General features: G+C 40.0%; 21 protein-coding genes and 1 pseudogene. 11 read left to right on the forward strand and 11 right to left on the reverse strand.

The window, feature by feature from the left end:
* From IQ259_RS23180 to IQ259_RS23205, 6 genes are all read right to left on the reverse strand, one after another.
* The coding region (locus tag IQ259_RS23180; RefSeq protein ID WP_339383976.1) for a DHH family phosphoesterase at window positions 1-924 on the reverse strand (924 nt) is incomplete at its 3' end.
* A gap of 31 nt (window positions 925-955) precedes the next feature.
* Window positions 956-1,264, reverse strand: a complete 309-nt coding sequence (locus tag IQ259_RS23185; RefSeq protein WP_193888379.1) for a hypothetical protein — start codon at window positions 1,262-1,264, stop codon at window positions 956-958.
* A 186-nt stretch (window positions 1,265-1,450) separates the two neighbouring features.
* Entirely contained in the window at window positions 1,451-3,550 is a 2,100-nt protein-coding gene (locus IQ259_RS23190; protein WP_228014720.1) for an NACHT domain-containing NTPase, read from the reverse strand.
* Window positions 3,551-3,701: 151 nt separating this feature from the next.
* Complete coding sequence (locus IQ259_RS23195) at window positions 3,702-3,992, reverse strand: antibiotic biosynthesis monooxygenase (RefSeq protein WP_193888381.1); 291 nt, start codon at window positions 3,990-3,992, stop codon at window positions 3,702-3,704.
* 9 nt (window positions 3,993-4,001) lie between these two features.
* A complete protein-coding gene (locus IQ259_RS23200) occupies window positions 4,002-4,427 on the reverse strand; it encodes a hypothetical protein (protein ID WP_193888382.1) in 426 nt (141 codons plus the stop codon).
* A 152-nt stretch (window positions 4,428-4,579) separates the two neighbouring features.
* On the reverse strand, window positions 4,580-5,455 hold the full coding sequence (locus IQ259_RS23205) for a bile acid:sodium symporter family protein (RefSeq protein WP_193888383.1): 876 nt from the start codon (window positions 5,453-5,455) through the stop codon (window positions 4,580-4,582).
* A gap of 199 nt (window positions 5,456-5,654) precedes the next feature.
* On the opposite strand from IQ259_RS23205, the gene IQ259_RS23210 reads away from it, so the two are divergent.
* Entirely contained in the window at window positions 5,655-5,903 is a 249-nt protein-coding gene (locus IQ259_RS23210) for a hypothetical protein (RefSeq protein ID WP_193888384.1), read from the forward strand.
* On the opposite strand, the gene IQ259_RS23215 is transcribed toward IQ259_RS23210, so the two are convergent.
* The 4 genes from IQ259_RS23215 to IQ259_RS23230 form a co-directional block, all read right to left on the reverse strand.
* Window positions 5,848-6,330, reverse strand: a complete 483-nt coding sequence (locus tag IQ259_RS23215) for a DUF1499 domain-containing protein (RefSeq protein ID WP_193888385.1) — start codon at window positions 6,328-6,330, stop codon at window positions 5,848-5,850. The genes IQ259_RS23210 and IQ259_RS23215 overlap by 56 nt on opposite strands.
* Window positions 6,331-6,515: 185 nt before the next feature.
* The gene (locus IQ259_RS23220; protein ID WP_193888386.1) at window positions 6,516-7,307 is read right to left on the reverse strand and encodes an SDR family oxidoreductase; all 792 of its coding nucleotides are present in this window, start codon (window positions 7,305-7,307) and stop codon (window positions 6,516-6,518) included.
* A gap of 63 nt (window positions 7,308-7,370) precedes the next feature.
* Window positions 7,371-8,792 (reverse strand): triacylglycerol lipase, encoded by a 1,422-nt coding sequence (locus IQ259_RS23225; RefSeq protein ID WP_193888387.1) that lies wholly within the window; start codon window positions 8,790-8,792, stop codon window positions 7,371-7,373.
* Between the two features lie 327 nt (window positions 8,793-9,119).
* Complete coding sequence (locus IQ259_RS23230) at window positions 9,120-11,087, reverse strand: hypothetical protein (RefSeq protein WP_193888388.1); 1,968 nt, start codon at window positions 11,085-11,087, stop codon at window positions 9,120-9,122.
* Window positions 11,088-11,721: 634 nt separating this feature from the next.
* On the opposite strand from IQ259_RS23230, the gene IQ259_RS23235 reads away from it, so the two are divergent.
* The 10 genes from IQ259_RS23235 to IQ259_RS23280 all read left to right on the forward strand — a co-directional run bounded on the left by IQ259_RS23235 (window position 11,722) and on the right by IQ259_RS23280 (window position 23,200).
* Window positions 11,722-13,140, forward strand: coding sequence for an NADH:flavin oxidoreductase (locus tag IQ259_RS23235; protein ID WP_193888389.1), 1,419 nt, complete (start codon window positions 11,722-11,724; stop codon window positions 13,138-13,140).
* Window positions 13,141-13,238: 98 nt separating this feature from the next.
* On the forward strand, window positions 13,239-14,717 hold the full coding sequence (locus IQ259_RS23240; protein ID WP_193888390.1) for a cytochrome c: 1,479 nt from the start codon (window positions 13,239-13,241) through the stop codon (window positions 14,715-14,717).
* 117 nt (window positions 14,718-14,834) lie between these two features.
* Window positions 14,835-15,266 carry a hypothetical protein gene (locus tag IQ259_RS23245; RefSeq protein WP_193888391.1) on the forward strand — a complete coding sequence of 144 codons (432 nt, stop codon included), beginning with the start codon at window positions 14,835-14,837 and terminating at the stop codon, window positions 15,264-15,266.
* 26 nt (window positions 15,267-15,292) lie between these two features.
* Complete coding sequence (locus IQ259_RS23250; RefSeq protein ID WP_193888392.1) at window positions 15,293-16,726, forward strand: cytochrome c; 1,434 nt, start codon at window positions 15,293-15,295, stop codon at window positions 16,724-16,726.
* A gap of 73 nt (window positions 16,727-16,799) precedes the next feature.
* Complete coding sequence (locus tag IQ259_RS23255) at window positions 16,800-17,771, forward strand: hypothetical protein (protein ID WP_193888393.1); 972 nt, start codon at window positions 16,800-16,802, stop codon at window positions 17,769-17,771.
* 257 nt (window positions 17,772-18,028) lie between these two features.
* Entirely contained in the window at window positions 18,029-19,669 is a 1,641-nt protein-coding gene (locus IQ259_RS23260) for a lipoxygenase family protein (protein ID WP_193888394.1), read from the forward strand.
* Window positions 19,670-19,771: 102 nt separating this feature from the next.
* Entirely contained in the window at window positions 19,772-20,077 is a 306-nt protein-coding gene (locus IQ259_RS23265) for a putative quinol monooxygenase (protein WP_193888395.1), read from the forward strand.
* A 158-nt stretch (window positions 20,078-20,235) separates the two neighbouring features.
* Window positions 20,236-21,306, forward strand: a complete 1,071-nt coding sequence (locus IQ259_RS23270; RefSeq protein WP_193888396.1) for a trans-acting enoyl reductase family protein — start codon at window positions 20,236-20,238, stop codon at window positions 21,304-21,306.
* Between the two features lie 190 nt (window positions 21,307-21,496).
* A complete protein-coding gene (locus IQ259_RS23275) occupies window positions 21,497-22,738 on the forward strand; it encodes an NF041680 family putative transposase (protein ID WP_228014721.1) in 1,242 nt (413 codons plus the stop codon).
* 210 nt (window positions 22,739-22,948) lie between these two features.
* The gene (locus IQ259_RS23280; RefSeq protein ID WP_193888397.1) at window positions 22,949-23,200 is read left to right on the forward strand and encodes a GNAT family N-acetyltransferase; all 252 of its coding nucleotides are present in this window, start codon (window positions 22,949-22,951) and stop codon (window positions 23,198-23,200) included.
* A gap of 181 nt (window positions 23,201-23,381) precedes the next feature.
* Here IQ259_RS23280 and IQ259_RS23285 read toward each other — a convergent pair.
* A pseudogene (locus IQ259_RS23285) lies at window positions 23,382-23,668 on the reverse strand (photosystem II q(b) protein); the annotation flags it as partial.

Consider the following 23,668-nt stretch of genomic DNA (forward strand, 5'->3'; position numbering starts at 1 on the left):
GCTGGGGGCTGGGGGAAAAGGGGAAGAACTTGCACTCAGGCTTCCTCCTTGCACCCTTGCTTCTTTTTGTACGCCTGCTATTTGAATTAATGCTTGCACACCAGGTAACTTAGATTTGGGTAAATGCTTCAAACCGCGTTTTACCCAACGGCGATTTACACCAGTTAAAGGAGCTAAATCTGCGATCGTTCCTAGAGTAAATAATTCTAGCATTGGCTGAATTAAGCCTCTGATCTCTCCTAGCTGTTGTGCTAGAGATACTGCCAAAATATAAGCAACACCAACACCAGCTACACCCCGATAAGGTGAAGATTCGGCGATGAGTTTGGGGTTGAGAATAGCGTCAGCCGGGGGTAATTGTTGCGGGATGTCGTGGTGGTCGGTGACAATTACTTTTAATCCAAGTTCTTTGGCTCTAGCGATCGGTTCATAAGCAGAGATGCCATTATCTACTGTGAGAATTAGTTTAAAACCTTCACTATGGAATTCCTCTACGATGCGCTTGTTAATCCCGTATCCTTCCTGCATCCGACTAGGGATAGCATAATCTACCTGAGCGCCTAAAGCCCGGAGACTCCGCAAAAGTAAAGCAGTGCTAGTCATACCATCAGCATCATAGTCACCACAGATAGCGATTTTACTTTGGGAGGCGATCGCATTTTGCAACAACTCCACACTCATTGCCAAATCTGGGAATTCTTCTAACGGCGAAGGTAAAACTATCGACTCTGGATCTAAAAATGCTTTTGCTTGCGCTGGTGTTTCAATCCCGCGATTAATCAACAACTGGCTAATTAGTGGTGATAAATTGGTTAAAGCTGCCAATTGTTGAGCTAAATCTACATTTTGTGGGTAAATTTGCCAGCGTTGATTCGGTAAACGCCTGCGAATTTGGGGAATTTCAGGTAAAGTTCGGTCTAGCACGATAAAAGCAAATGTAATCGCAAAATCTATATTAGCGACTTCTGATATCACAAAAGCATAGGGAGAGCATCGTCGCAAGCATCGCTGAAATAACAAATGCCTCCGTAAAAATAACATTTGCATTAGCCAAAATAACAAATGCTTCCGTAAAAATAACATTTGCATCCACAAAATCTACTTTTGCTACTCCATGTATAAATAAAACGATCGCAAAAATAACAAATGCGATCGCATTTTCTATATCAGCGACTCCATTTATAAATAAAACGATCACAAAAATAACAAATGCGATCGCATTTTCTATATCAGCGACTCCATTTATAACAAATGCGATCGCCAAATCTATTTCTGCGACTCTATGTGTGGGAAAACAGTGCTTTGATCCCCCCTAACCCCCCTTGAAAAGGGGGGGAAATTCTTGAAGTCCCCCTTTTTAAGGGGGATTTAGGGGGATCTTCAATGTTCAAATTACACTAAATGCGATCGCCAGTCTCTTAATTACGAATTACGAATTACGAATTACGAATTACAACAACATCCGCGCCTCAATTGCTTCCCAGGTTTGAGGAGACACCCGCACAGCTGCTTTTTTGCATTGGATGATGAGGTTATTTGCGTAAAGATAATTTTCTAATGCTTTTTGTTCTTCCTCAGATAAAGTAATCATTTCTTGTGTAAGGTTGAACGCATCAAGTAAAGTTTGTCGCAAGTTTTGAGCAAATGCAATTTTTACTTGTTTTGGCTGTTTATCATCAGGAATTTGTTGCTTCAGTGCTTGCAGCTGCGTAACCAGTAGCGTGAAATTAACGTTATTGAAGATGTTTAGCTTTTCAAGTTTACCAGTGTAGCTAATAGATTGCTCAATGGCGATGGCGTAGGCTCTGGCGATGGCGATGGCGATGGCGATGGTGATGGCGTTGGCGTTGGCGATGGTGATGGCGATGGCGTTGGCGATGGCGATGGTGATGGCGATGGTGTTGGCGTTGGCGTTGGCGTTGGCGTTGGCGATAGCGATGGCGTTGGCGATCGCAATTGCTACTGCTCGTTTACCAACTGGTTTATAATCTCCTGGAGAGCCAGCCGTCATTTGTTCTGCCCAGTTTAATAAATCTCGCAACTTGGGTGAGTTAATATATTTCTGCATTTCCTTTTCCATCAACAACAGCAAATTATCTGCACCAGCATTACCACGCATCAAACCAGCAACCAGTAAAAACACTTCTTTCCAACGTTCATCTGTCAGGTGTGACGTAACTAATTGCTCAACTAAGCCATTATCAGCAATATATTGTGCTGTTAAATATTCTTGCAGTGTCAGGTGAGAAAAAGAAAAGATATCTTCAGCGCGTTCTACTAAAATTCCTTGCTGCACAGCAATAGCATTCAACACTGCTTCACCATTTAAATTTTGTGGTGCATTTAAATTACCAGCCAGAAAAGATTTGATTTGCTCGACAATATCACGCTGAGAAAAGAACAGCCTGTCAGACTCAAAACCTGTATGTGCAATTTCTGATAATAATATTTCCTCTAATTCTGTATGCAATCCTTGATATATTTCATCTCGCAAAATGCGCTTTTCTGCTGCCCATTCTTCTAACAATATCCGCAAAGCTTTTCTATAAAGTACACTGCGATTATCAGGAAAATTTTGGGAACGATCATATACTAAACACAGAAATGTCAGCAATAAAGGTGTGTGTGCTAATTCTTTAGCGGCAGAGTTTTCTGGTTTTTGTAATAATTCCCAACATTTATCGCCTGTCTTGGCTTGTTTATCTGCTGCTGATTGAAACCAATTAGAAATAAATTGCTGCATTTGCTCATCATCAAAGTCTGCCATAATCACATCGCTAAAGCGACGGAAACAGTTACGATGAGCAGCAGTACGACAAGAAGCAATAAAGCGATTGCTATCGTACTTGTCAACAAAATTTTGAATTTGGTTAATTGCTTCACTTAAGTTTTTAGTTGGTATTTCATCCAATCCATCTAATAAAATCAGCAGTTTACCAGCTTCTAAAGCTTTCGCTGTAAATTTATCTGGTGATGGAAATCCACAAATACTAAATTCTTCTGTAATAAATTTTTCAATATCAATATCACTAGATGTAAATCTTTTCAATTCGATAAATACAGGAATACAGTTGTGTTTAAATCCTCCTCTTCTGCCTTTTAGTGTTTCCAGTCCCATCTTTCGTAAAAATGTAGACTTGCCAGCACCAGGGCCACCAAGTACCATTAAATATTGCTTTTCATTAGCGACTTTAATACCTACTTGTTTAGGAGCATCTTTAGATTCAAATCTGCGGCTTTTAGCTTCTCGATAAAATTTTTCTAAGTTCTCGATAGATTCAAAACTTTGAATAGCTTCATCATTTAAAAACTGCACTGCTGTATAGACAGATTCCAAATCTACAGGTTCGCGCATTCCCAACACTTTGAGAATTCCGTGGCGTTCTTTGTAGTTCCTTTCATATTGTTTTGATGCTGCAAAAATTATCTTCCTAGTTTTTTCATCTAGGGTTTTACCAACTAATCTTAAACTTCTACCGCCACCTTCCCAAAGAATTTGAAAAATTGGCACTGCTACACCACTAACAACAGAGATTACCCAAGGCTCCATTCCCGTCATAGGATTTAAAATTAAGATGCGTACAATTCAATATTGAACCATAATGACATTGCCATAACACACCATACAAAATAAAAACGCGCATAATCAAAAAGGTGTAACTACTTGAAGTTACACCCTTTAATACAAGCAAAACCCTACTTTATAAAATAGGTTCAAAATGCTCAACTATCGGAAACGGTTCGTAAAAATGGTGGAGGAGTTGTTTCCATTCCTGATATTGAGGCGAACTTCTAAACCCGATGGTATGCGCCTCTAAAGTTTCCCATTTCACCAACAATAAATATTTTCCGCTGACTTCTAAACATTTATGAAGTTCATGGGATATGTAGCCATTCATGGATGAAATGAGAGGTGAGGCTTGTTTGAAAGCGTCTTTAAAATCTTGCTCTGTGCCAGTTTTGACATTAAGCATTACTGCTTCCAGAATCATAATGTAGATTTACAACACGTTTATCCTACCATCATCTTGAATATACACTGAGCGATCGCCAGGAACACGCCAAGTCGGACGCAGTTCTACCCGCAAAGTAGCCAAATTGGGTTTAGAAATATTAGCTTGTATCGACCTACCCGTTTCATCCCAAAATATTAAAGATGTGTTTGGCTCAGTACCTTCTATCTGCTCCAAATTTAAATTTTGTCCAGGACTTAAAGAAATCGGCTCAGTAATCGAAGGTTTTTGTAGTTTAAGCACACGCGGCGTACTGTTGACTATCTGCACACGGATACGTTGTCCTGGTGTAAATTGAATTGGAGCCTGACCACACTTAGAAGCACAAGTTCCAGCCACAGAAATGTTAGAGTTATTGCTGGAAGTCAAGAGCAAGGCGGTGGCGATTAAAGTCGCTGATATTAATTTAGACATAGTAACAGGATTTACAGAGTTAATATTTATGTAGATTTGAATACCTCAGCCTAACACCACATACTGTAGTTTGAGTATTCGTGTAAATCCTGATAGGAGAAAACTGGATTGCGAATATTAGGGATTAAAATTATTGTCTCGTAACCGACTAATTAGCTAATGGAATTAGCAGCAGATAATTGTCTGCCGTAGCTAATGATAGCAAAGCCTGTGAAATACATAAATAACCCATAAATAGCGCCAGGAATTGCCATATCTGGATTATTGAGGAGTCCAGCCGTAATAGCGATCGCTAGTGTGCCATTTTGAAACCCAACTTCTGTAGCAATACATATCTGCTGAGGAACGTTGAGTTGAAATAGTTTGCTCAGAAATAATCCTGCCAAAATTGAGATGAGATTTAACATCACCACCCCTATACCCACTTGCAAAATAAATTCTGGGAGGCGATTCCATTCTCGAATCAAGATTAACAAAATAATGATAGCAAGTAAGGCGATCGCTAGACGATTAGTGACTTTTTCTAAACGCAAAGCCGTCTCTGTAAACATCTGACGTATATACATTCCTAACCCAATTGGCACCATTGTAATCAGGAATATTTGTAGCATTGTCGAACCAATCGGTAGTGCGATCGCGGCACTTTGTCCCAAAAAATGTTGCAGTGCCAGATTAGCAAATATAGGAATAGTAAATATGGTGATGATACTACTCAATACTGTGAGAGTAACTGACAGCGCCACATCGCCACGGGCTAGATATGTCACCATATTTGATGATACACCTCCAGGACATAATGCCAGGATAATTAATCCCACTGCGATCGCAGGTTGCATGGGTACAGTTTTCGCAATAAAAAAGCCAATGATTGGTAAAACTATTAATTGGCTGACTAAACCAATTGAGACTGCTTTTGGATACTTAGTTACGCGTTGAAAATCTTCTGGCTGCAAAGATAAACCCATTCCCAGCATGATAATAGCTAAGGACAAAGGTAAAATCACGTTAGTCAACAAATTTGCTTGCATAAAGCTGGATTTGGGCAATATATCCGGGATACATTAGAACTTACCACACCGGAACAGTTGATATTTCTCTAGTGCTTGCTGTGTCTTACCTCTTGATTCAGCAACGCCCAACTTTATACTTGTTCTTTCTCAGGGTACAGGATTTTGGTCAAGCCGTAGTGCAAACATCAAGCTATAGAAACCATTCACAAGTGCATCGATGAACAAAATCACTCTGAACAAATTCGATTCTGGGATGACTGATGAAGATTGGTTTAGCTTAGGAAAATCTGATGCTTGGTCAGGAAAACCCAAAGTATCACCAGAACAAGATGCTCAAGCTGCTAGTATGTATGACCTCGGTTACAGCGAGGGAGAAATTACACATTCGCCAATTGAAATAACAGAAGCAATCAAATGTTTAAATCACGCAAAGCCAGACGAATCTGCTCCAAACGTCTGCGGTTGACCCCAAGATCCGACTCTCCCACGCGAGAGGCTGAACGCAGATGAATGACAGACTCATCGCTGGGAAAATAAAACTCCACATCATCAACAAATTTAAAGATGCGACTTTTAGAAATAGCGTGGATGTAATTATCTGTTTGTTCTAAAACCTCTGTACGAGGAACAACGCTGAGAACTTTGAGCAAGGTTTCTCGTGCTGTATCGCGGTCTAGATGATAGCTTATTGGGTCAATCCCATGTTTAGAATCAGCATCTTGACTCACAACACAGTTATCTGAAGTCGGACAAGTAGCAAGATGACCATTGTTAACTCCCAAGCCAGAAGAAAAAGCCCAAGCAGCACTGGGAAGTATGAAACTCCAAGTCAAAGTTACGAATATGACAACAGTTAATATACGTAGCCGGAGTGATGTGAGCAAAATAGACATGATAAATTTAATCCTAGAGGGTTAAACTTCATCATGGTCTAATATTGGGTTACAGCGCAATAAGTAGGTCGGTGTTACAAATTGTCGTTATGACAAGGCAGGAGGCAGAGGGCAGAAGGGAAGAGGTTTTCAAGCTACTTTACTTTCCGTTACATAGTTCGGTTTATTTGCACCTTTCTACTTAACTATTTGCTTTCCTGCATACTTCTAACAATCTTGGTAACAAGCCTTCTGGGTGTAAATCTGACAGTTTCTGTGAGTAGCTTATTTTTCAAGCCAGGAACCACCACAGGTTTGTTATCAAACAAAGCATCGTAGCCAATTTTTGCTACAGTTTCTGCATCCATAATTTTTTGACCACTGACAAGTTTCGAGTCTTCCATTGCGGCGCGTTTTTGGAAACCTGATTCTGTAGGCCCTGGACATAGTGCAGTTACAGACACACCAGTACCTTCTAATTCATTAGCGATCGCTTCTGAAAATGATAATACATAAGCTTTACTAGCGTAATAAACCGCCATTAAAGGGCCTGGTTGAAAAGCCGCAGTCGAAGCCAAGTTCAAGATTTTGCCATAACCTTGCTTCAGCATATCTTCAAGGAACAACTTTGTTAAATGAGTCAGACACATCACATTAACTTGCAGCATTTGTAATTCCGCAGTTAAATCTGTTTCATGAAACAAACCATAAATAGCAAATCCAGCATTATTAATCAACACATCAATCTTGATAGACGCTTGTTGTAACTCAGAAAAAATTTCTTCTGGCGCAGCAGGATTAGCTAAATCTTGAGCTATAACTTTAACTTCAATACCAAATTTTCTTTTTAACTCATCAGCAATTTGATTGAGTTTTTGCTCACTTCGAGCGACCAGTACCAAGTTATAACCGTCTTGAGCAAATAACTTGACAAATTCATAACCAATACCACCAGATGCACCAGTAATAAGAGCCGTTTGTTTGCGATTACCTTGCATAAATTTCTCTCCAATATACTTTTAATAACTCAGCGTAACTCCGCGTAACTCTGCGTTTAACAACTATTGCCATTGTGAAATTTCCAACTTCACAGATGCTTTTGTACCAATAACATCTCGACCTCGTTGCGGTAAAAGAATATTATCACCGACATTTAAGTCAATATTTGGCGCTAATTGTTCAGAGTTCCAACCGTATTTTGCTTTATATGTACAATTGTCTGCCGTAACATCAACAATTAAATAATCAGACCACAAAGGTAGCTGGTCGATATGGCTATCAAACAACCAGTCTCTTTCTTTTTTTGTGAAGGAATGCAGCGCCAAACGAATTGCATATCTGCAAGTATTATCCGTATTAACCGCATAGCGTGGAATTAAGAAAGCTGTAAATAACGGTACAGGTTTATCTCTAGTTAATTCCACCGTGATGGGACAATAACGGTCAATTGCTTGTTCGTGTATGGGAGTAGGAAGACCACGCAAAGATACCCAGACTTCCATTTGGTAAAAAGTATTGTGGCGATCGCTCAATTCTACATCACTTAGAGACAGCTTCACCTTGATATCACCGAACAAAAACCGTTGCAGATTTTGATAGGCTTCTTCCGAATTTACCATACCATAACGTCCACCATGAGTCCGATGGATATAAGCCCGATGCGCTCCTCTTACATAAGCTTTATCTATCTGAACTAACCCATCACTTTGTTGTCCTACAGCCTTTTGTGCAAGGCCACCAGCATTTTCATAATCACGAGCATTGGTACCAATAATACAAAAAACGCGGTCTGGTGAAAACGCATTTCCCAGACTTTGGGAATCAAAAGTTTTTGCATTAAAAGTTCGTGCTTCTTGTAGTTTTGGCGTAAAGTATTCATACATTCTTTGAGCGCCAAAATCATCAGAATTATTCCATCTCACTGTATCTCTAATACCTTCAATTAATTCACCACCAACTTGAAAATGAATACCCCCATGCGGTGTACCATAGGTAAATAATTTATCAATATGATCTTCCGCTTTTTCAGCGTGGTCTGGATAAATTTTTTGCATCAAACTACGACAGACAAGACCACCCATTGAATGAGCAATTAGATAAATTTTTGGCGCACCAGTTTGCTGTTTAATTCTATTAATTAAATCTCTTAAACCCTCAGCTATTTCCTCCATCTCTTGTCGGATAGGATTATCGGAACCAAAACTCGGTGAAGTAATATCATAAAATCGATAAATCCAGATAGTTTTACTTTCACTGCTCAATTGCTTATTATCAAACACAGGTCGATAACCGTGGTCAGCCATTAATCGCAACAATGGACTCTCGAAAAAAAACTTTTCTGGAGTGCCTTTTTCTCCCACACGAATATGAGTTGAACCACTATTAAATCCATAAAAAGGATCATTCACAGTTTCATCAACATCTTTATCTGAACCCGCATAGCCGCGAACATAAATAATTGGTAAATATTCTTTTGATTGCATTGATATTCTCCCTGGTTGTTGTCATTTGCTATTGATAAAAAACAATAATCATTGACTCTTTTATAACGTGAGTTCGATGAACCTCTCCCCAACCCCTCTCCGACGCGGAGAGGGGCTGAAAATACAACGAAAAATTAGACTTTTAAAGCCTCTCTCTTTGTAGGGGAGCCAGTGCATTGCGGGGTTTCCCCCCGTTGTAGCAACTGGCGTGAGAGGTTTGAAGAGGGGTTTTTTAATCCGTCGAACTCACGTTTTTATAAATATTTATCGTTCCCAAGAGCAACTTGGGAACGAATAGTTAAATGCAAAGCATTCTGACGAGTTTTTTTAGAAAGTCTTCACAAACTCGATGAGGGCTTTTTTGTCATCATTAGACAAATTAGAACCAAAAGTATGACCTCTATCTTCAACGAAGTCAGGAGATTTATTTGCTCTTAAAAGTACGCGAGCAATCTTACCTTTAATTCCGCCTTCTGGTCTTAAATCTTGGAATAAATTACCAAGATTGAGAGAAGTAATTGCCTCTCTCATATTGACGTTTGCCAGCAAGTTTACAGGTGTACCTTGAGGTACAGGAATTCTCAATCTCGGATTTGGATCTCCTGGAGGCAAATTTAATTTAGTTTTGCGGTCTGTTCGCGTGATAATCCCTTCACGCTTTTCTGGCCAGAGCAGTTTTTCCATAGCATCGTTGTAGGCTGTTATGCGACCTTCTACAGAAGGATCTTCGTTATACAAGCCTAGGGTGTTGTTATGAAGAAAAGGTGCTGTAGCCCAAATACTAATCAGTGAAGGAGTGCGGTAATATCCTAAGCCACCTTCTGGTATTCTGAAGTCGATAGGTTTGGCTTCATTAAAGGGATTGTATAGTGTCAATTGACCAGGAGAAGGTAGTTCTTTATAGGTTTTAGAAGAGAACTGATCCCAGATATGACCTTTAATGGCATTTGTTCCCAAAGCACGGGAAATATTAGTGCCAATCAGCGTGACTGGGTAACGTTGGTCATCAGATAAGAAGTTGTGGTCGAGAAAATTGCTACTTAGTACAGATTCTTCGTACCATTTTTTAGCTTGGTCAGGGTCAGCAGCAATTTCAGCAGATGGTTTCTTACTAGAGTGACAACCAGCACAGGTATTAGCAAAAACCAGCTTACCCTGTTCTAGAACTTTCTCATCTTTGGTTAAGAAAGCTTCGCCGCCAGGTGCATCTTTGAGGTACATCGGTTTGATAGTTTTGAGGAAAGCTTCTGCATCTGCCATGCGTGCTTCTGTTTGACCCCACTCTGGGCAATCTTTTCTGGCTTTGGCGATATCAAAAGGACGTTGTGGAGTTCTGCCTAACATGGCTTCGTGAAGACTCAGCCAGTAGTCACCACACATACCGATATTGACGTAGACTCGCAGAGAAGCCATCGCAACCCCTGTAGAGTCTGCACCATCTTTGAGAATGTGATTGACAGCCTGGGTGGAACCGTCGTTCATCACTTCTGGATATGTGGGGCGATCGCCTAAATTAAAAATTGCATTGATCGCATTAGGATTATTAATGTGATCGGTGGCAATCCGCGAAGTATCAGATGTACCAGGACGCTGTGCCATCAAGACTTGCTTGATGAAATTATCGTCTTTAAGCGATCCAGAAAATAATGCGCTTTCTTTGATGTATTGATTACCCAACGCTGGGACAAGGTTTTCCCATTGTGGATGTTCTTTGTCTTTGGGTGGGTTCAGTGGGTCTAAAGCAACGTGACAAATAGCACAAGACTGTCCAATTAAATAAGGCGGCTCAATTGACACATCATTGGCGTATTTTTCAGCGTCCCATTTTGCTGGCTCAAAATTGGGGTTTTTGAATTTACGCAATCCAATCACACCAGTCGAAAGCGGGTCTTTACATTTATCCAACCACAACCCATATTCATCTGGTGCTGTGGCTTTTTCGCATCCAGGGTCATTGATTGCACCAAAAAGCTGGAAGCGTTTGTCATGCAGCTGGGAGTTAACCAATTTGAGTAAGTCAACACCGCCGTGGGTACGCTTGGCTATTTCCCGATAGTACTTGTCATTACCACCAGTCCATAAGTACCAAGTACAACGACCTCTTTTTTCGGCATCAGTTAACTGTTCATGGGTATAGGGTGGGAGATATCCGATACCATCGCAGTTGTCAGCATAGGCCGCATCGTTGTACTCATTAGCTAAAGATGTGGGTGTATTGTACCAGCCACAACATGAAATGGCGATCGCGGCCAGCAGCACTAAACAGCCCTTCCAAATTACATGTATTTTTTTCATAAAAGTCTCAATGAGTGACACCCCAACCCGATCAGGTGCATGTTAATCGCAAGGCTTCATAGATTAACTCACCATTTTTCTGATTTAATTCTTCAGATATTTATGGTGAATAAATATTGCACCTTCCCAAGGCACGGTCATATACGAAGTTACTACACAAGTTTGGCAAACGTCACTAAAAAAATTGGATTCTTTTTAACTAATGATTTTAAAAAATTGTAAAGTTCTCCTGGCGTTTCAAATTTCCTTTGTTATGTTGTAACCGACATTTCACACTGGGTTAATTTTGTAACAAATTGTTTGTAGGAGAGTGTATTAATGTTGCGTTAACCTTGGTGGCAAAAAAGGGTTGCTTAAGATTTGATCATTAAAGATGTGAGTCTCACTCAATTATAAAAAATTCTGATTTAATGGCTCAACAGCTTGTCGTGTAAGCCTTCAGTTTAATATTTGGGTAACAGTTTAAGTAACAAAAACTTAATCTTTTGCTTCACATCCGAAAATCAAAATCTTGAACTTGTATGTAAGAAAAATCAGCCACCCAGAGCTTCTGCTGATGGTAGTTTTCTGGGCGATTTTTGCTTATTGATTAACAATTTTAATACTTGATTCGATTGCAAATCGGGAGGAGAGTATGGAGAACAATAGTATCTTTAAGCCATTGCAATTTCGGAATCTCACTGTCAAAAACCGGATTTTTCGCTCCAGTATATCCGGGCGGTGGGATAACTATGACGGTTCAGGTACTCAAGCTAGAATTAACTGGGAAGAAAAATTTGCTCGTGGTGGTGTTGGCGCAATTATTACTTCTTTTGTACCTGTGGCAATTCGCGGTCGAATTATGCCCAACTACGCCACTATTCATTGCGATGAACGCATTCCTTTTTGGCGCAAAGTAGGCGAAAAAGTCCATGAATATGATTGTAAATTGATTTTGCAACTCAGCCATTCTGGACGACAACAAGACATTGCTGGTGTTGAAAACGATGGTTTAAAAGCGTTAAGTTCTACCAGTAATACTGAATCTTTCCACGGCTTGCGCTGCCAAGCCATGACTTTAGCAGAAATAAAAGAAACCATCCAACAATTTGCCGATGGTGCAAGAAGAGTCAGAGAAGCTGGTTTAGATGGTATAGAATTACATAGTGGTAACGGTTATTTATTTAATCAGTTTCTTAGCTCAGGAATTAACGATCGCCAAGATGAATATGGTGGTTCCCTAGAAAATCGGGCGCGGTTTTTACTAGATGTGATTCGGGCAATTCGTAAAGAAGTTGGTGAAGACTTCCATTTACAATTTAAGATTAGTGCTATAGATTACAACGATGCTGTTATTCCTTGGGAGAAACCAGGAAATACCTTAGAAGAATCTGTACAAATTTGTAAATGGGCTGAAGAAGCAGGTGCAGATGCAGTTCATGTATCTGTGGGAAGTTTGTTTCCCCATCCTCTTAACCCCATTGGTGACTTCAATTTTGATGTCATTACAAAAACCTATGACACAATGCTTTCTAGTGGTATCTATACCACACGGAACTACATTCTCTTCCGTTATAAATTATTGCATCCAATTTTTAAATTTTTGTGGAATCGAGTTAAAAAACAACTACCAGCGCCAGCATTTAGTGGTGATTATGTTGCCGATGCGGAAATGAGAAAACTGTTAGCAGAAAACCAAGGCAGAAATTTACTATCATCCCGTGCAATTAAACAAGCTGTGAATATTCCAGTTTTGTGTACTGGTGGTTTTCAACAAGGTTCATTTATTCGCAAAGCCATTGATGAGGGTTATTGTGATGGCGTAACAATTGCTCGACAATTGATTGCGAATAACGATTTACCAAAACAATTGCAACAAGGTAAAGATTTACCAGACAAACCCTGTACTTACTGCAACAAATGTCTACTAAATGTGATTGAGAATCCATTAGGTTGTTATGAGTTAAGTCGCTTTGATAACGACTATGAAGCAATGATGGCAGAAGTTATGTCAGTCTACGAAGGAGACGAGTCGGCAAAGCATAACGTAGCAGTTCCAGCATTGCATGTCTAAATTGTCATTGGTCATTTGTCATTTGTCCTTTGTAAATACGAATGACAAATGACTATTGATCATTGACTCTTGACCATTAACCAGGGAATAACTTTGTAATGACTCAAACTCAAATAAACCCTACATTAGTTCCTAGTGTTGTTAAGGGAACCAAACAGGTATTCAAGTGGATTTTAGTTGCAATTGTGGGAGTAGTTGCAGTAATTATATTTCTGGTTTGGCCTGCTTTATCTAACTCCCCAGTTGATTATGCTGATATCGAAGACCATTTTAAATACGGTTCTATTGGTAGTGAAGAAGTAAATGGTGTTCCATATTGGATATGGAAAGTTCTGCCAGAATTATTTCCTGATAAATTACCAGATAAAGGTTACACTTCTTTGGGATTTATTCAAGAACCAGGAAAAGATTTACCTGTTGGCTTTTCCAATCGGAGAGTTTTTATTGACCGTGTGGGATTGAATTGTGCTGTGTGTCATACAGGTACGCTGCGCGATAAAAAAGAAAGCGATCGCCAAGTAATTACAGCGATGCCCGCTAACGTAGTAAACTTACAAGGATACATCAAATTCTTATCAGAAGTTGCTGTAGATCCGCGCTTTACTGCTAACAGAATGCTGCCGGAAATTGAAAAAATTAGTGGTGGTCTTAACCCAATTGAAAAATTAATTTATCGCTTTATTGCGATTCCTCAAACCAGAGACGCACTAATTAATCAAAGAAGCCGACTTTCTTTCATATACGATCAACCAGATTGGGGGCCAGGAAGAGTAGATACTTTCAACCCTTATAAATCAATTCAGTTTCATTTTCCGATGAATAAATTGCGGGAAGATGAACTAATTGGTACATCCGATTTCCCTTCAGTTTGGAATCAAGCACCGCGAGAAGGATTGCAGTTACATTGGGACGGGAATAACAAATCTGTTGATGAACGTAACAAAAGTGCAGCTTTGGGCGCAGGAGTTACACCAACAACAATTGATTTAGATAGAATTCAACGAGTAGCTGATTGGTTATGGACATTACCAGCGCCAAAATATCCTTACGAAGTTGATCAAACTTTAGCAGCTGCCGGAGAAAAGTTATTTGACAATAATTGCGCTAGTTGCCATGCCTTTGGCGGAAAATATACAGGTAAAGTTGTGCCGATTCAAGAAATTAAAACAGACCCTTATCGGTTGAATTCTTTTACCTACCAAACCCTATCTAACCAAAATACTTTGTATGCTGGTTATCCTTGGCGTTTTAATAATTTCCGGAAAACAAATGGCTACGCTAATATGCCATTAGATGGTGTTTGGTTACGCGCTCCTTATTTGCATAATGGTTCAGTTCCAACATTACGAGATTTGCTAGATAAGCCAGAGGATAGACCAAAAGAATTTTATCGTGGTTACGATGTAATTGACCGCGAAAAAGTTGGTTTTGTTTCTACTGTTGCTGAGGAAAATGGTAGAAATTATTTTAAATTTGAGACGACAAAACCAGGAAATAGCAATAGTGGTCATGTATATGGAACTGAACTCTCGCCAGCAGATAAAGATGCTTTGGTGGAGTATATGAAGCAGTTGTGATGTGAGAATTCAGAATAGGTTATTTTTGTCTTGTTGTAAGATTAATTAGTCTTTTTTTACGAACCGCAAAGAGCGCAAAGAGAAGAAGAATTCTTACAGGTTAAATTAGGAGAAAAAATGAATACTTACGCAAAATGGTTTAGCCGTATAACTTGGCTGGGCATTATTGTGAATCTATGTTTTGTTATTCCTTCGTGTTTTTTTCCGGAGGTAATGTTGTGGTTTTTGAGAATGCAGCAACCTGACCCAATTATCTGGGTAAGAACTGCGGGAATGTTGTTGTTTATTATTAGTGCTTTTTACATTCCTGGCGCAATTGATCTTTATAGATATCAGGCGACTGCGTGGATATCAATATTTCCATCGAGAGCTTTTGGATCAACCTTTTTTATTTGTGCTGTGTTGTTTTTTGGGCAAGATAAAGGCTTTTTATCGATCGCCTTTGTAGATTTATTTTTTGGGGTTGTAGAAGCGATTTTATTAACTTTAGCTTTGCGGAGTGAAAATGCTGATGCGATCGCCAAAGAACCAACCAAACAATTCTCCTAATTTCTACTAAGAGGCAATGTAATTTTATGAAAATATTCAAAGAGAAATTAGGCAGAGTTCTCGCCAGCATTGCTTTAGTTTTTGTGCTGTTAGTTGGGGTAGGTGGGTACACTGCATGGTATCATTTATTTCGGGATGTTCCTCTGACTTATGAATCCCCAGAAGAACATTTTAAATATGGTTCTATTGGTACAGAACCATCTCAAGGTGTACCTTATTGGATTTGGTTAGTATTACCCCGCATCTTTCCTGATAAATTACCTGGTGCAGGTGGCTATACTTCGTTAGGAATTACTTGGGAAGAAGGCAAAGAAACACCAGTCGGTTTTACTAAAAAAACTATTGGTTTTCCACGGGTGGGCATAACTTGTGCGGTATGTCACACGGCTACCTATAGAACTAGTCCTGTAGAAAAACCTTACATTTTTCCTGCCGGGCCTTCTAACAAATTTGATTTGCAAGGATATATTCGCTTTCTGGGTGCTGCTGCTAGTGATCCGAGATTTAATGCTGACTATATCCTCGATGAAATCAAATATAACCATGATTTTTCTTGGGTAGAAAACTTACTTTATCGCTTTCTAATTATTCCCCAAACTAAAAAAGCCCTGCTGCAACAAAACACAGACTTTGAGTGGATGAATTCTCGTCCTAACTGGGGGCCGGGTAGAATTGATCCGTTTAATCCGGTCAAGTTTAATACCTTAAAGCTGCCCAAAGATGACACTATCGGTAATTCCGATATGATGCCGATTTGGAATCAGAAACTACACAAAGGATCTGCATTGCATTGGGATGGATTGGAAACATCTCTGAAAGAAACTGTGCAAACAGGTGCAATCGGAGATGGTGCAACTAAAGACTCTTTACCTGTTGCTGATTTGCAACGAGTAGAAGACTATATTACTGAACTTGCACCGCCTAAATATCCCTTTGCAATTGATGAACAATTAGCCTCAAAAGGTAATCAAGTTTTTGCTAACACTTGTGCATCTTGTCATGCTTTTGGTGGCGAAAGAACAGGTACAGTCATCCCTGTAGAAGAAGTCGGAACCGATCGCCATCGTCTGGATATGTGGACGCAACAAGCCGCAGACACATACAATCATTTTGGTGATGGTTATCCTTGGGACTTCAGCCAGTTACGCAAAACCAATGGCTATGTATCTGTATCCCTTGATGGGTTGTGGATTAGAGCGCCATATTTGCATAATGGTTCAGTGCCATCTTTGGAAGATTTGTTAGAAAAACCCGAAAATCGTCCAAAAACCTTCTATCGGGGTTACGATGTTTACGATTCGCTAAGAGTTGGCTTTGTTTCCGAAGGTAAGGAAGCTGAACGTGTAGGTTTTAAATACGATACGACTGTGGCTGCTAATTCCAATCAGGGACATCTTTATGGCACTGATTTGTCTAATAATGATAAAAAAGCACTGATTGAGTACTTAAAAACTCTGTAAGTTTGCCATCAGGTTTTCCCCAATCCCAGCAGTATCGTCGTTTCTATAAAACTTGCCGAAAAGGGGTGTTGTAATGGCTACTGATTACGTTTTGTTTATTCATGGTGTGAATACCCGCAACCCAAACTACGCCGATGAAATATTTAAGCGCCTAGACAGAAGTGTAGGCGATCGCCAACGCAATCTCAAAAAAATCGCTTTGTTTTGGGGTGATGTCAACAAAGCAGCAGAAAATAATCTAATGGGACAACTTAGACGTTCATCCTGCTGGGATGATATGTGGTTCCGCGAATTTCGGGAAGAACAAATTATTCAATTTGCTGGAGATGCAGCACTATATATTAGCCGTCATGTTGGTGCAAAAGTTGTTAGCAGACTTAAAGAACAAGCCATCGCTAACCAATTGCATAAAGCCACATCGGCTGATCGTTTGCACCTTGTTACCCACAGTTGGGGAACCGTGATTTTATTTGACATCTTGTTTGCGAGTCGTTGGGATAACCCCGAAGCACCAGGCCACAAAGATGTCATGGCTATCCGCGATGGCATTTTTGGTGTAGAAGGGAAAAATGGCGATCGCACTCAGGGAATTCCCATTGCAAGTATTCACACCCTTGGTTCACCTGTTGCTATATTTAATCTGACTAACGTCAAGCCAGGTAAAGATACCACCGATTCACCCAGTAGCCACGACATTACACCCAACCTGCAAACATTATTAGAATGTCTGCAATTAGTACGCAAAGGTAAAAAATTACCTTGGCGCAATTACCTTCATCCCGGTGATCCCATCGCCTACCCACTCAAAGAACTCATGACAGATTTAGTCGATGGCGACACCAAATATTTAGATATTCGAGATATCCTCACCCAAAACACAGGATGGTTAGAAAGCTTAACTGCACAGACACTTTTACCCTTGCTGTCTGGTGGCGACGCACATGGTAGCTACTGGCGCAACGACAAAGTAGTTCAAGAAATCATTAATGCTGTTAAACAAGAAAGTCCCACGTCTGATGCAGTTTTTCGCCCCATGCAAGTGTAAAAAATAATGCGTAATTCGTAATTTACTAAATCAGTGAGTAGGTTGAGTGGAGGAACTTATACCATTTCACAAAAAATCTGATACAAATACAAACCGTGTAGAGACGCGATATATCGCGTTTCTACAAGAAGATATGTTTCACATTTAAAGGAAATTGGTATTAGTAGGTTGGATGGAGGAACGGAACCCAACATCACCAAAACTGTGTTGCTGAGTAATTACGAATTACAATCACTATTCCCTAACCAAAAAGCATCATGAAACCATATTTACCCCAAGTAGATCCTAATCCAAATACTCGCAAAGATGAGCTAGTAAAAAATCAAGCAGACTATAAATTTAACCACAATTATTTAGCTCCCATTCCCGTCATCGATAAAGTACCACATCAAGAACTTTTCTCAGCCGAATATACTGCTAAACGCCTAGCAAGTATGGCAAATTTAGCACCAAATATGCTGGCAGCTAAAGCCAGAAATTTTTTAGATCCCTTAGATGAATTAGACGAATATGAAGAACTTTTGAAACTGTTACCCAAGCCAGATGTCATTAAAAACTACAAAACAGATTCATGTTTTGCCGAGCAAAGATTATCAGGCGCAAACCCCTTAGCTATTCGCCGAATTGACACTTTACCACATAACTTTAGTGTAACTAACGCTCATTTCCAAAAAGCCGTAGGCGCAGAATCTAATTTAGAAGCAGCACTAAAAGAAGGCAAACTTTATTTACTAGACTATCCTTTACTGTTTGATATTCAAGGTGGTACTTATCAGAATGGTAAAAAGTACTTACCTAAACCACGGGCTTTATTTTATTGGCACAGTAATGGCATTCCAAGTGGCGGTTCTCTGCGACCTGTGGCTATTCAACTTAATAATGATGCTGGTACAAATAGCTTAATTTACACTCCAGATGATCCATATCTTGATTGGCTTTTAGCTAAAACTTGTGTACAAATTGCTGACGGTAATCATCAAGAATTAGGGAGCCATTTTGCATATACTCATGCGGTCATGGCTCCTTTTTGTATTGCCGCAGCCCGTCAATTAGCAGCAAATCATCCTATTGCTTTATTATTAAAACCGCACTTCCGCTTCATGTTATTTGATAACGATTTGGGGCGAACTCACTTTTTACAACCAGGTGGGCCGGTTGATGAATTTATGGCGGGTACTTTGGAAGAGTCTTTGACTTTTGTTGTTAAAACGTACCAAGAATGGAGTGTGGAGAAGTTTGTTTTCCCGACATTAATGAAAAGTCAAAATATGGATGACCCAGACATCTTACCGCATTTTCCTTTCCGAGATGATGGTATGTTGGTATGGGATGCAATCGAAAAATTTGTCACAGATTATTTACATCTTTATTACAAAACTTCCCAAGATTTGAGTGAAGATTATGAATTGCAAAATTGGGCAAGAGAGTTAGTTGCCCAAGATGGTGGACGCGTGAAAGGAATGCCAGAGAAAATTGAAACTATTGACCAATTAATTCAAATTATTACGGTTGTAGTTTTCACCTGTGCGCCTTTCCACTCAGCTTTGAATTTCTCGCAATACGAATACATGGCATTTATTCCTAATATGCCATACTCAGCTTATCAGCCAACTCCCGAAAGTAAGGGCGTGGATATGCAAACATTCATGAAAATATTGCCCCCTTTTAAGCAAGCTGCTGATCAAGTAATGTGGACGCATATTTTGACATCGTACCATTATGATAAATTGGGTCATTATGATGAAGAATTTGCTGACCCTTTGGCACAGGAATTGGTAGTGCAGTTCCAACAAAATTTGCATGATATAGAACGAAAAATTGAGATTAGAAATCAAACTCGTCCCATACCTTACAACTATCTCAAGCCTTCTCAAGTGATTAACAGTATCAATACTTAAAAAAGTAAAAAGTAAAAAGGCAAAAGGAAAAATTACTTTTACCTTTTTACTTTTGATTTTTGACTTTATTCATCTTGTATCTATCTACATAGGAGAATTCAAATGTCAAGACAACAAGTTACAGTCACCGCGCGTTTAAAAGTCAAACCAGGTTTAGAAGATATATTTAAACAAGAATTTGAGCATGTTATTGCTTTAACTCGTGCTGAAGATGGCTGTATTAATTATGATTTACATCAATCTATAGAAGACCCATCTTCATTTTTACTGCATGAAAATTGGGCAAGTCAAGCAATTTTAGATTTGCACATGCAACAACCTTATATTCGGGCGCTTGGGGCTAAAGCGGAAGAGTTTTTAACAGAACCACCAGAAGTTAAATTGTGGCAGCAGATTGTTAATAATTAAGTCAAGTGAGATCCCCTCTAACCCCCCTTTTTAAGGGGGGGAATTTTTCTTTCTTCTCTTTGCGCTCTTTGCGCCCTTTGTGGTTCGTTAAAAAAAATGACTTTCACACAGAGTTTTTGGATTAACTTAACTACAAATATTAAATTTGGTAATAAACTATGACAGCAAAAGTATTATTATATGGCGCAACAGGCTATGCAGGAAAACTGATAGCTGAAACTGCAAAAAATCAGGGTGTAGAGTTAATTTTGGCGGGGCGAAATCAAAGTGCTTTAATGTCAGAAGCGAAAAAGTTAGGCTTTGACTTTCGCGTTTTTAGTTTGGATGATTCTCAGGCGATCGCACACTCTTTGCAAGATGTTACAGTTGTCCTTAATTGTGCCGGGCCTTTTGCTAAAACTGCCAAGTCACTTGTCGATGTCTGCTTACAAACTCACACCCATTATTTAGATATCGCTGGAGAAGTTCCAGAATTCCAAGCGTTAGAAGCACGAGATATGGAAGCGAAAAACGCCGGAATTATGCTGCTTCCTGGGGTGGGGTTTGGTATTGTACCTACTGATTGTATTGCGGCTTACCTCAAATCTCAGTTACCAACTGCTAACACACTCAAATTAATCTATGAAACCGAAGGCGGTGTATCTCAAGGTACTGCCAATACTGTTTTACCTAGTTTACATGAAATGGGCGTAGTGAGAAAAGCAAACAAATTGATTCCATCCCGTCCAGCCGAGAAAAAACACAAAGTTAATTTTGGTGCTGGTATAGTAACAGCAGTAACTAACCCTTGGCGTGCTGATTTAGTTACTGCATTCCACAGTACTAATATTCCTAATATTGAAACTTATACTGTGTTTCCCAGTCCTGTGAGTTTTTTGATGTCCAGTAGTCAATATTTAGGATGGTTGTTTAGTTCATCACCTTTCCAAAATACATTAGCTAATTTAATTAAAAAACTACCGCCTGGCCCTAGTGCAGAAGAACGCACTAAAGGTAAAGTTGGTGTAATTGGTATTGTTAAAGATGAATCAAATCGTCAAATTACAGCAAAACTTATTGGCCCGGAAGCCTACGATTTTACTGCTTTAAGTGCTGTGGCAGTTATTAAACGCATTCTCAAAGGTGAAGTGAAGCCAGGTTTCCAAACGCCAGCTACTGTTTACGGTGCTGATTTAGTATTAGAAATACCAGGAATTCAAAGGTTTAGTAGTGAAGCATCTGTAGTTTAAAATTTTTAGCGTTGCTAATTGATAAAATAAATTTTGTTTCGTGCATTCGTCTTGATTTAAATGGAGTTTCAACTTACTGGAGTTTAGACTAAATAGCCGCAGCGTTAACGAAAAAATAAGGGGTGTGCTTGAACACAGGCCCCCTATTAGCAGAATCTGAGAAAAGAACCACCAATTCTCATCTGCCAATATGAACCGTGCCAAATTAGAGGAATTTCGTCAAGCAGCATATAACTATTTAGGTAGAGCGCATGATGCAACTTTTGAACTGATGGATGCAATATTGCTGACGCGAAACGCTTACAGTTTGGCAGATTTATCGTTATCATCAGCATTTAGACGTAAGTGGCCAAGCATCTACGAAGCATTACAAGATAGCAGACCACAGCGGCAGAAATTGATGCAGTTATACATCAAACAAATGCCTTCACAGAGTCGCCCATTGTTAGCAGGCGACCATACAGCTTGGTCAAGACCAGATGCGGTAACACTACAGGAAAGGACAATTGAACACAGCAGTGTCTCAATGGGAGGAGACAAACCAATCACTATTGGTCAGGGCTATAGCACCATTGCTTGGATACCAGAAGAAAAGGGTAGTTGGGCATTACCCCTGAGACATGAGAGAATTACTAGTTGGGAAAGCCCGATACAGAAAGCAGTGTGGCAACTACAACAGGTATGTGAGAATTTACCCACCAGACCAATTTCGGTTTGGGATAGTGAGTATGGCTGCGCCCCTTTCGTTTTGAAAACAGCCGATATCAAAGCAGACATTCTCGTCCGTTTGCGTTCAAACTTATGTTTGTGGAGCGCACCACCACCATATTCTGGTAAGGGGCGACCGAGAAAGCATGGTGATAAATTTAAGTTAAATGATACTTCGACCTGGACTGAAGCCACTCAAAGTATAGAAGTAAACCATGCCAAACTAGGACGCATCAAGGTGAGCTTGTGGTCAAATTTTCATTTTCGGAAAGCCGCTACACGTCCGATGTCCTTAATTCGGGTTGAGCGTCTTGATGAGCTTGGTAACTTGCGGGTGTCAAAACCTTTGTGGTTGGCTTGGCTGGGAGAACAAATGCCGCCCTTAGAAGAAGTTTGGCAACTCTACTTGCGGCGTTTTACTGTTGACCACTGGTATCGCTTTTTGAAGCAACGTCTACACTGGACTCTCCCCAAACTCAGTACTCCTAAGCAATGTGAGCGTTGGAGTGATTTAATGCCCATTATGACTTGGGAATTATGGTTAGCGCGTGATATCGTTGCAGATAATCCTTTGCCCTGGCAAAAGTTTTTAGACAATTTGACTCCAGGACGGGTTGCCCAGTCGATGGAGCGCATTTTAGCAGCTGTTGGTACGCCTGCCCGTCCGCCCAAACCTCAAAGGATTGTCCCCAGGCTGGAAGCCCGGACAACTGCGACAACGTAGAATTCGCTATCCTGTCGTTAGAAAAACTACAACTAAGCCACGCAAGCTACAACCAGAATCTGCTTAAGATTGTCAATTTTTCTGCTTCAAGCCTACTTGTTTTCAACTCAGCCTTCCTGGGCTACTTTTTGCTGCTTAGTCTAAACTCCAGAACTTAGAGAAGCAAATAAAGACGACTGGGATTTCATTTGGTCACTACGCGTAGTAATCATGAAGGATATGATTGGTCAATCCTATGGTTGGGATGAAGATATACAACGTAGCTATGCACGAGAGTCATTAACAGGCAAATTAGTCCTTGTGCATGGTGTTGCGGTAGGTGTGATCACACTTTCTGATTGGGGCGAACAACTGCATCTAAGTTGGCTTGCAATTGTACCAGAAATGCAGAGACAGGGACTAGGAGGTAATTTGATTCAATATTGTAAGCAACAAGCTACAAAGCTTTACAAGTTTTGCTAAATAACCCTGCTATTTCGTTGTACAAACGATGTGGGTTTGAAATTTCCGAACAAAACACTCCACATAAATTGTTAATGCAATGGAACCCCAAGTCCAATTAATATCATTTAACCTTTGAGCGCCAATTTAAAAAGCGTCCTCTGGTAACAGAGGACGCTTTTTATTTAGCTAAGTTTGAAAATTAACCGTTGATAGCAGGAGCAGTAAGTGCAACAGGAGCAACATCACTAGCAGCTAAATCTAAGGGGAAGTTGTGAGCATTACGCTCGTGCATAACTTCCATACCCAGGTTAGCGCGGTTGATGATATCAGCCCAGGTGTTGATGACCCGACCTTGAGAGTCAATCACTGATTGGTTGAAGTTGAAACCGTTCAAGTTGAACGCCATTGTGCTGATACCCAAAGCGGTAAACCAGATACCGATTACAGGCCATGCAGCCAGGAAGAAGTGCAAGGAACGGCTGTTGT

Source organism: Fortiea sp. LEGE XX443 (assembly GCF_015206815.1).
Lineage (GTDB): Bacteria > Cyanobacteriota > Cyanobacteriia > Cyanobacteriales > Nostocaceae > Nostoc_B.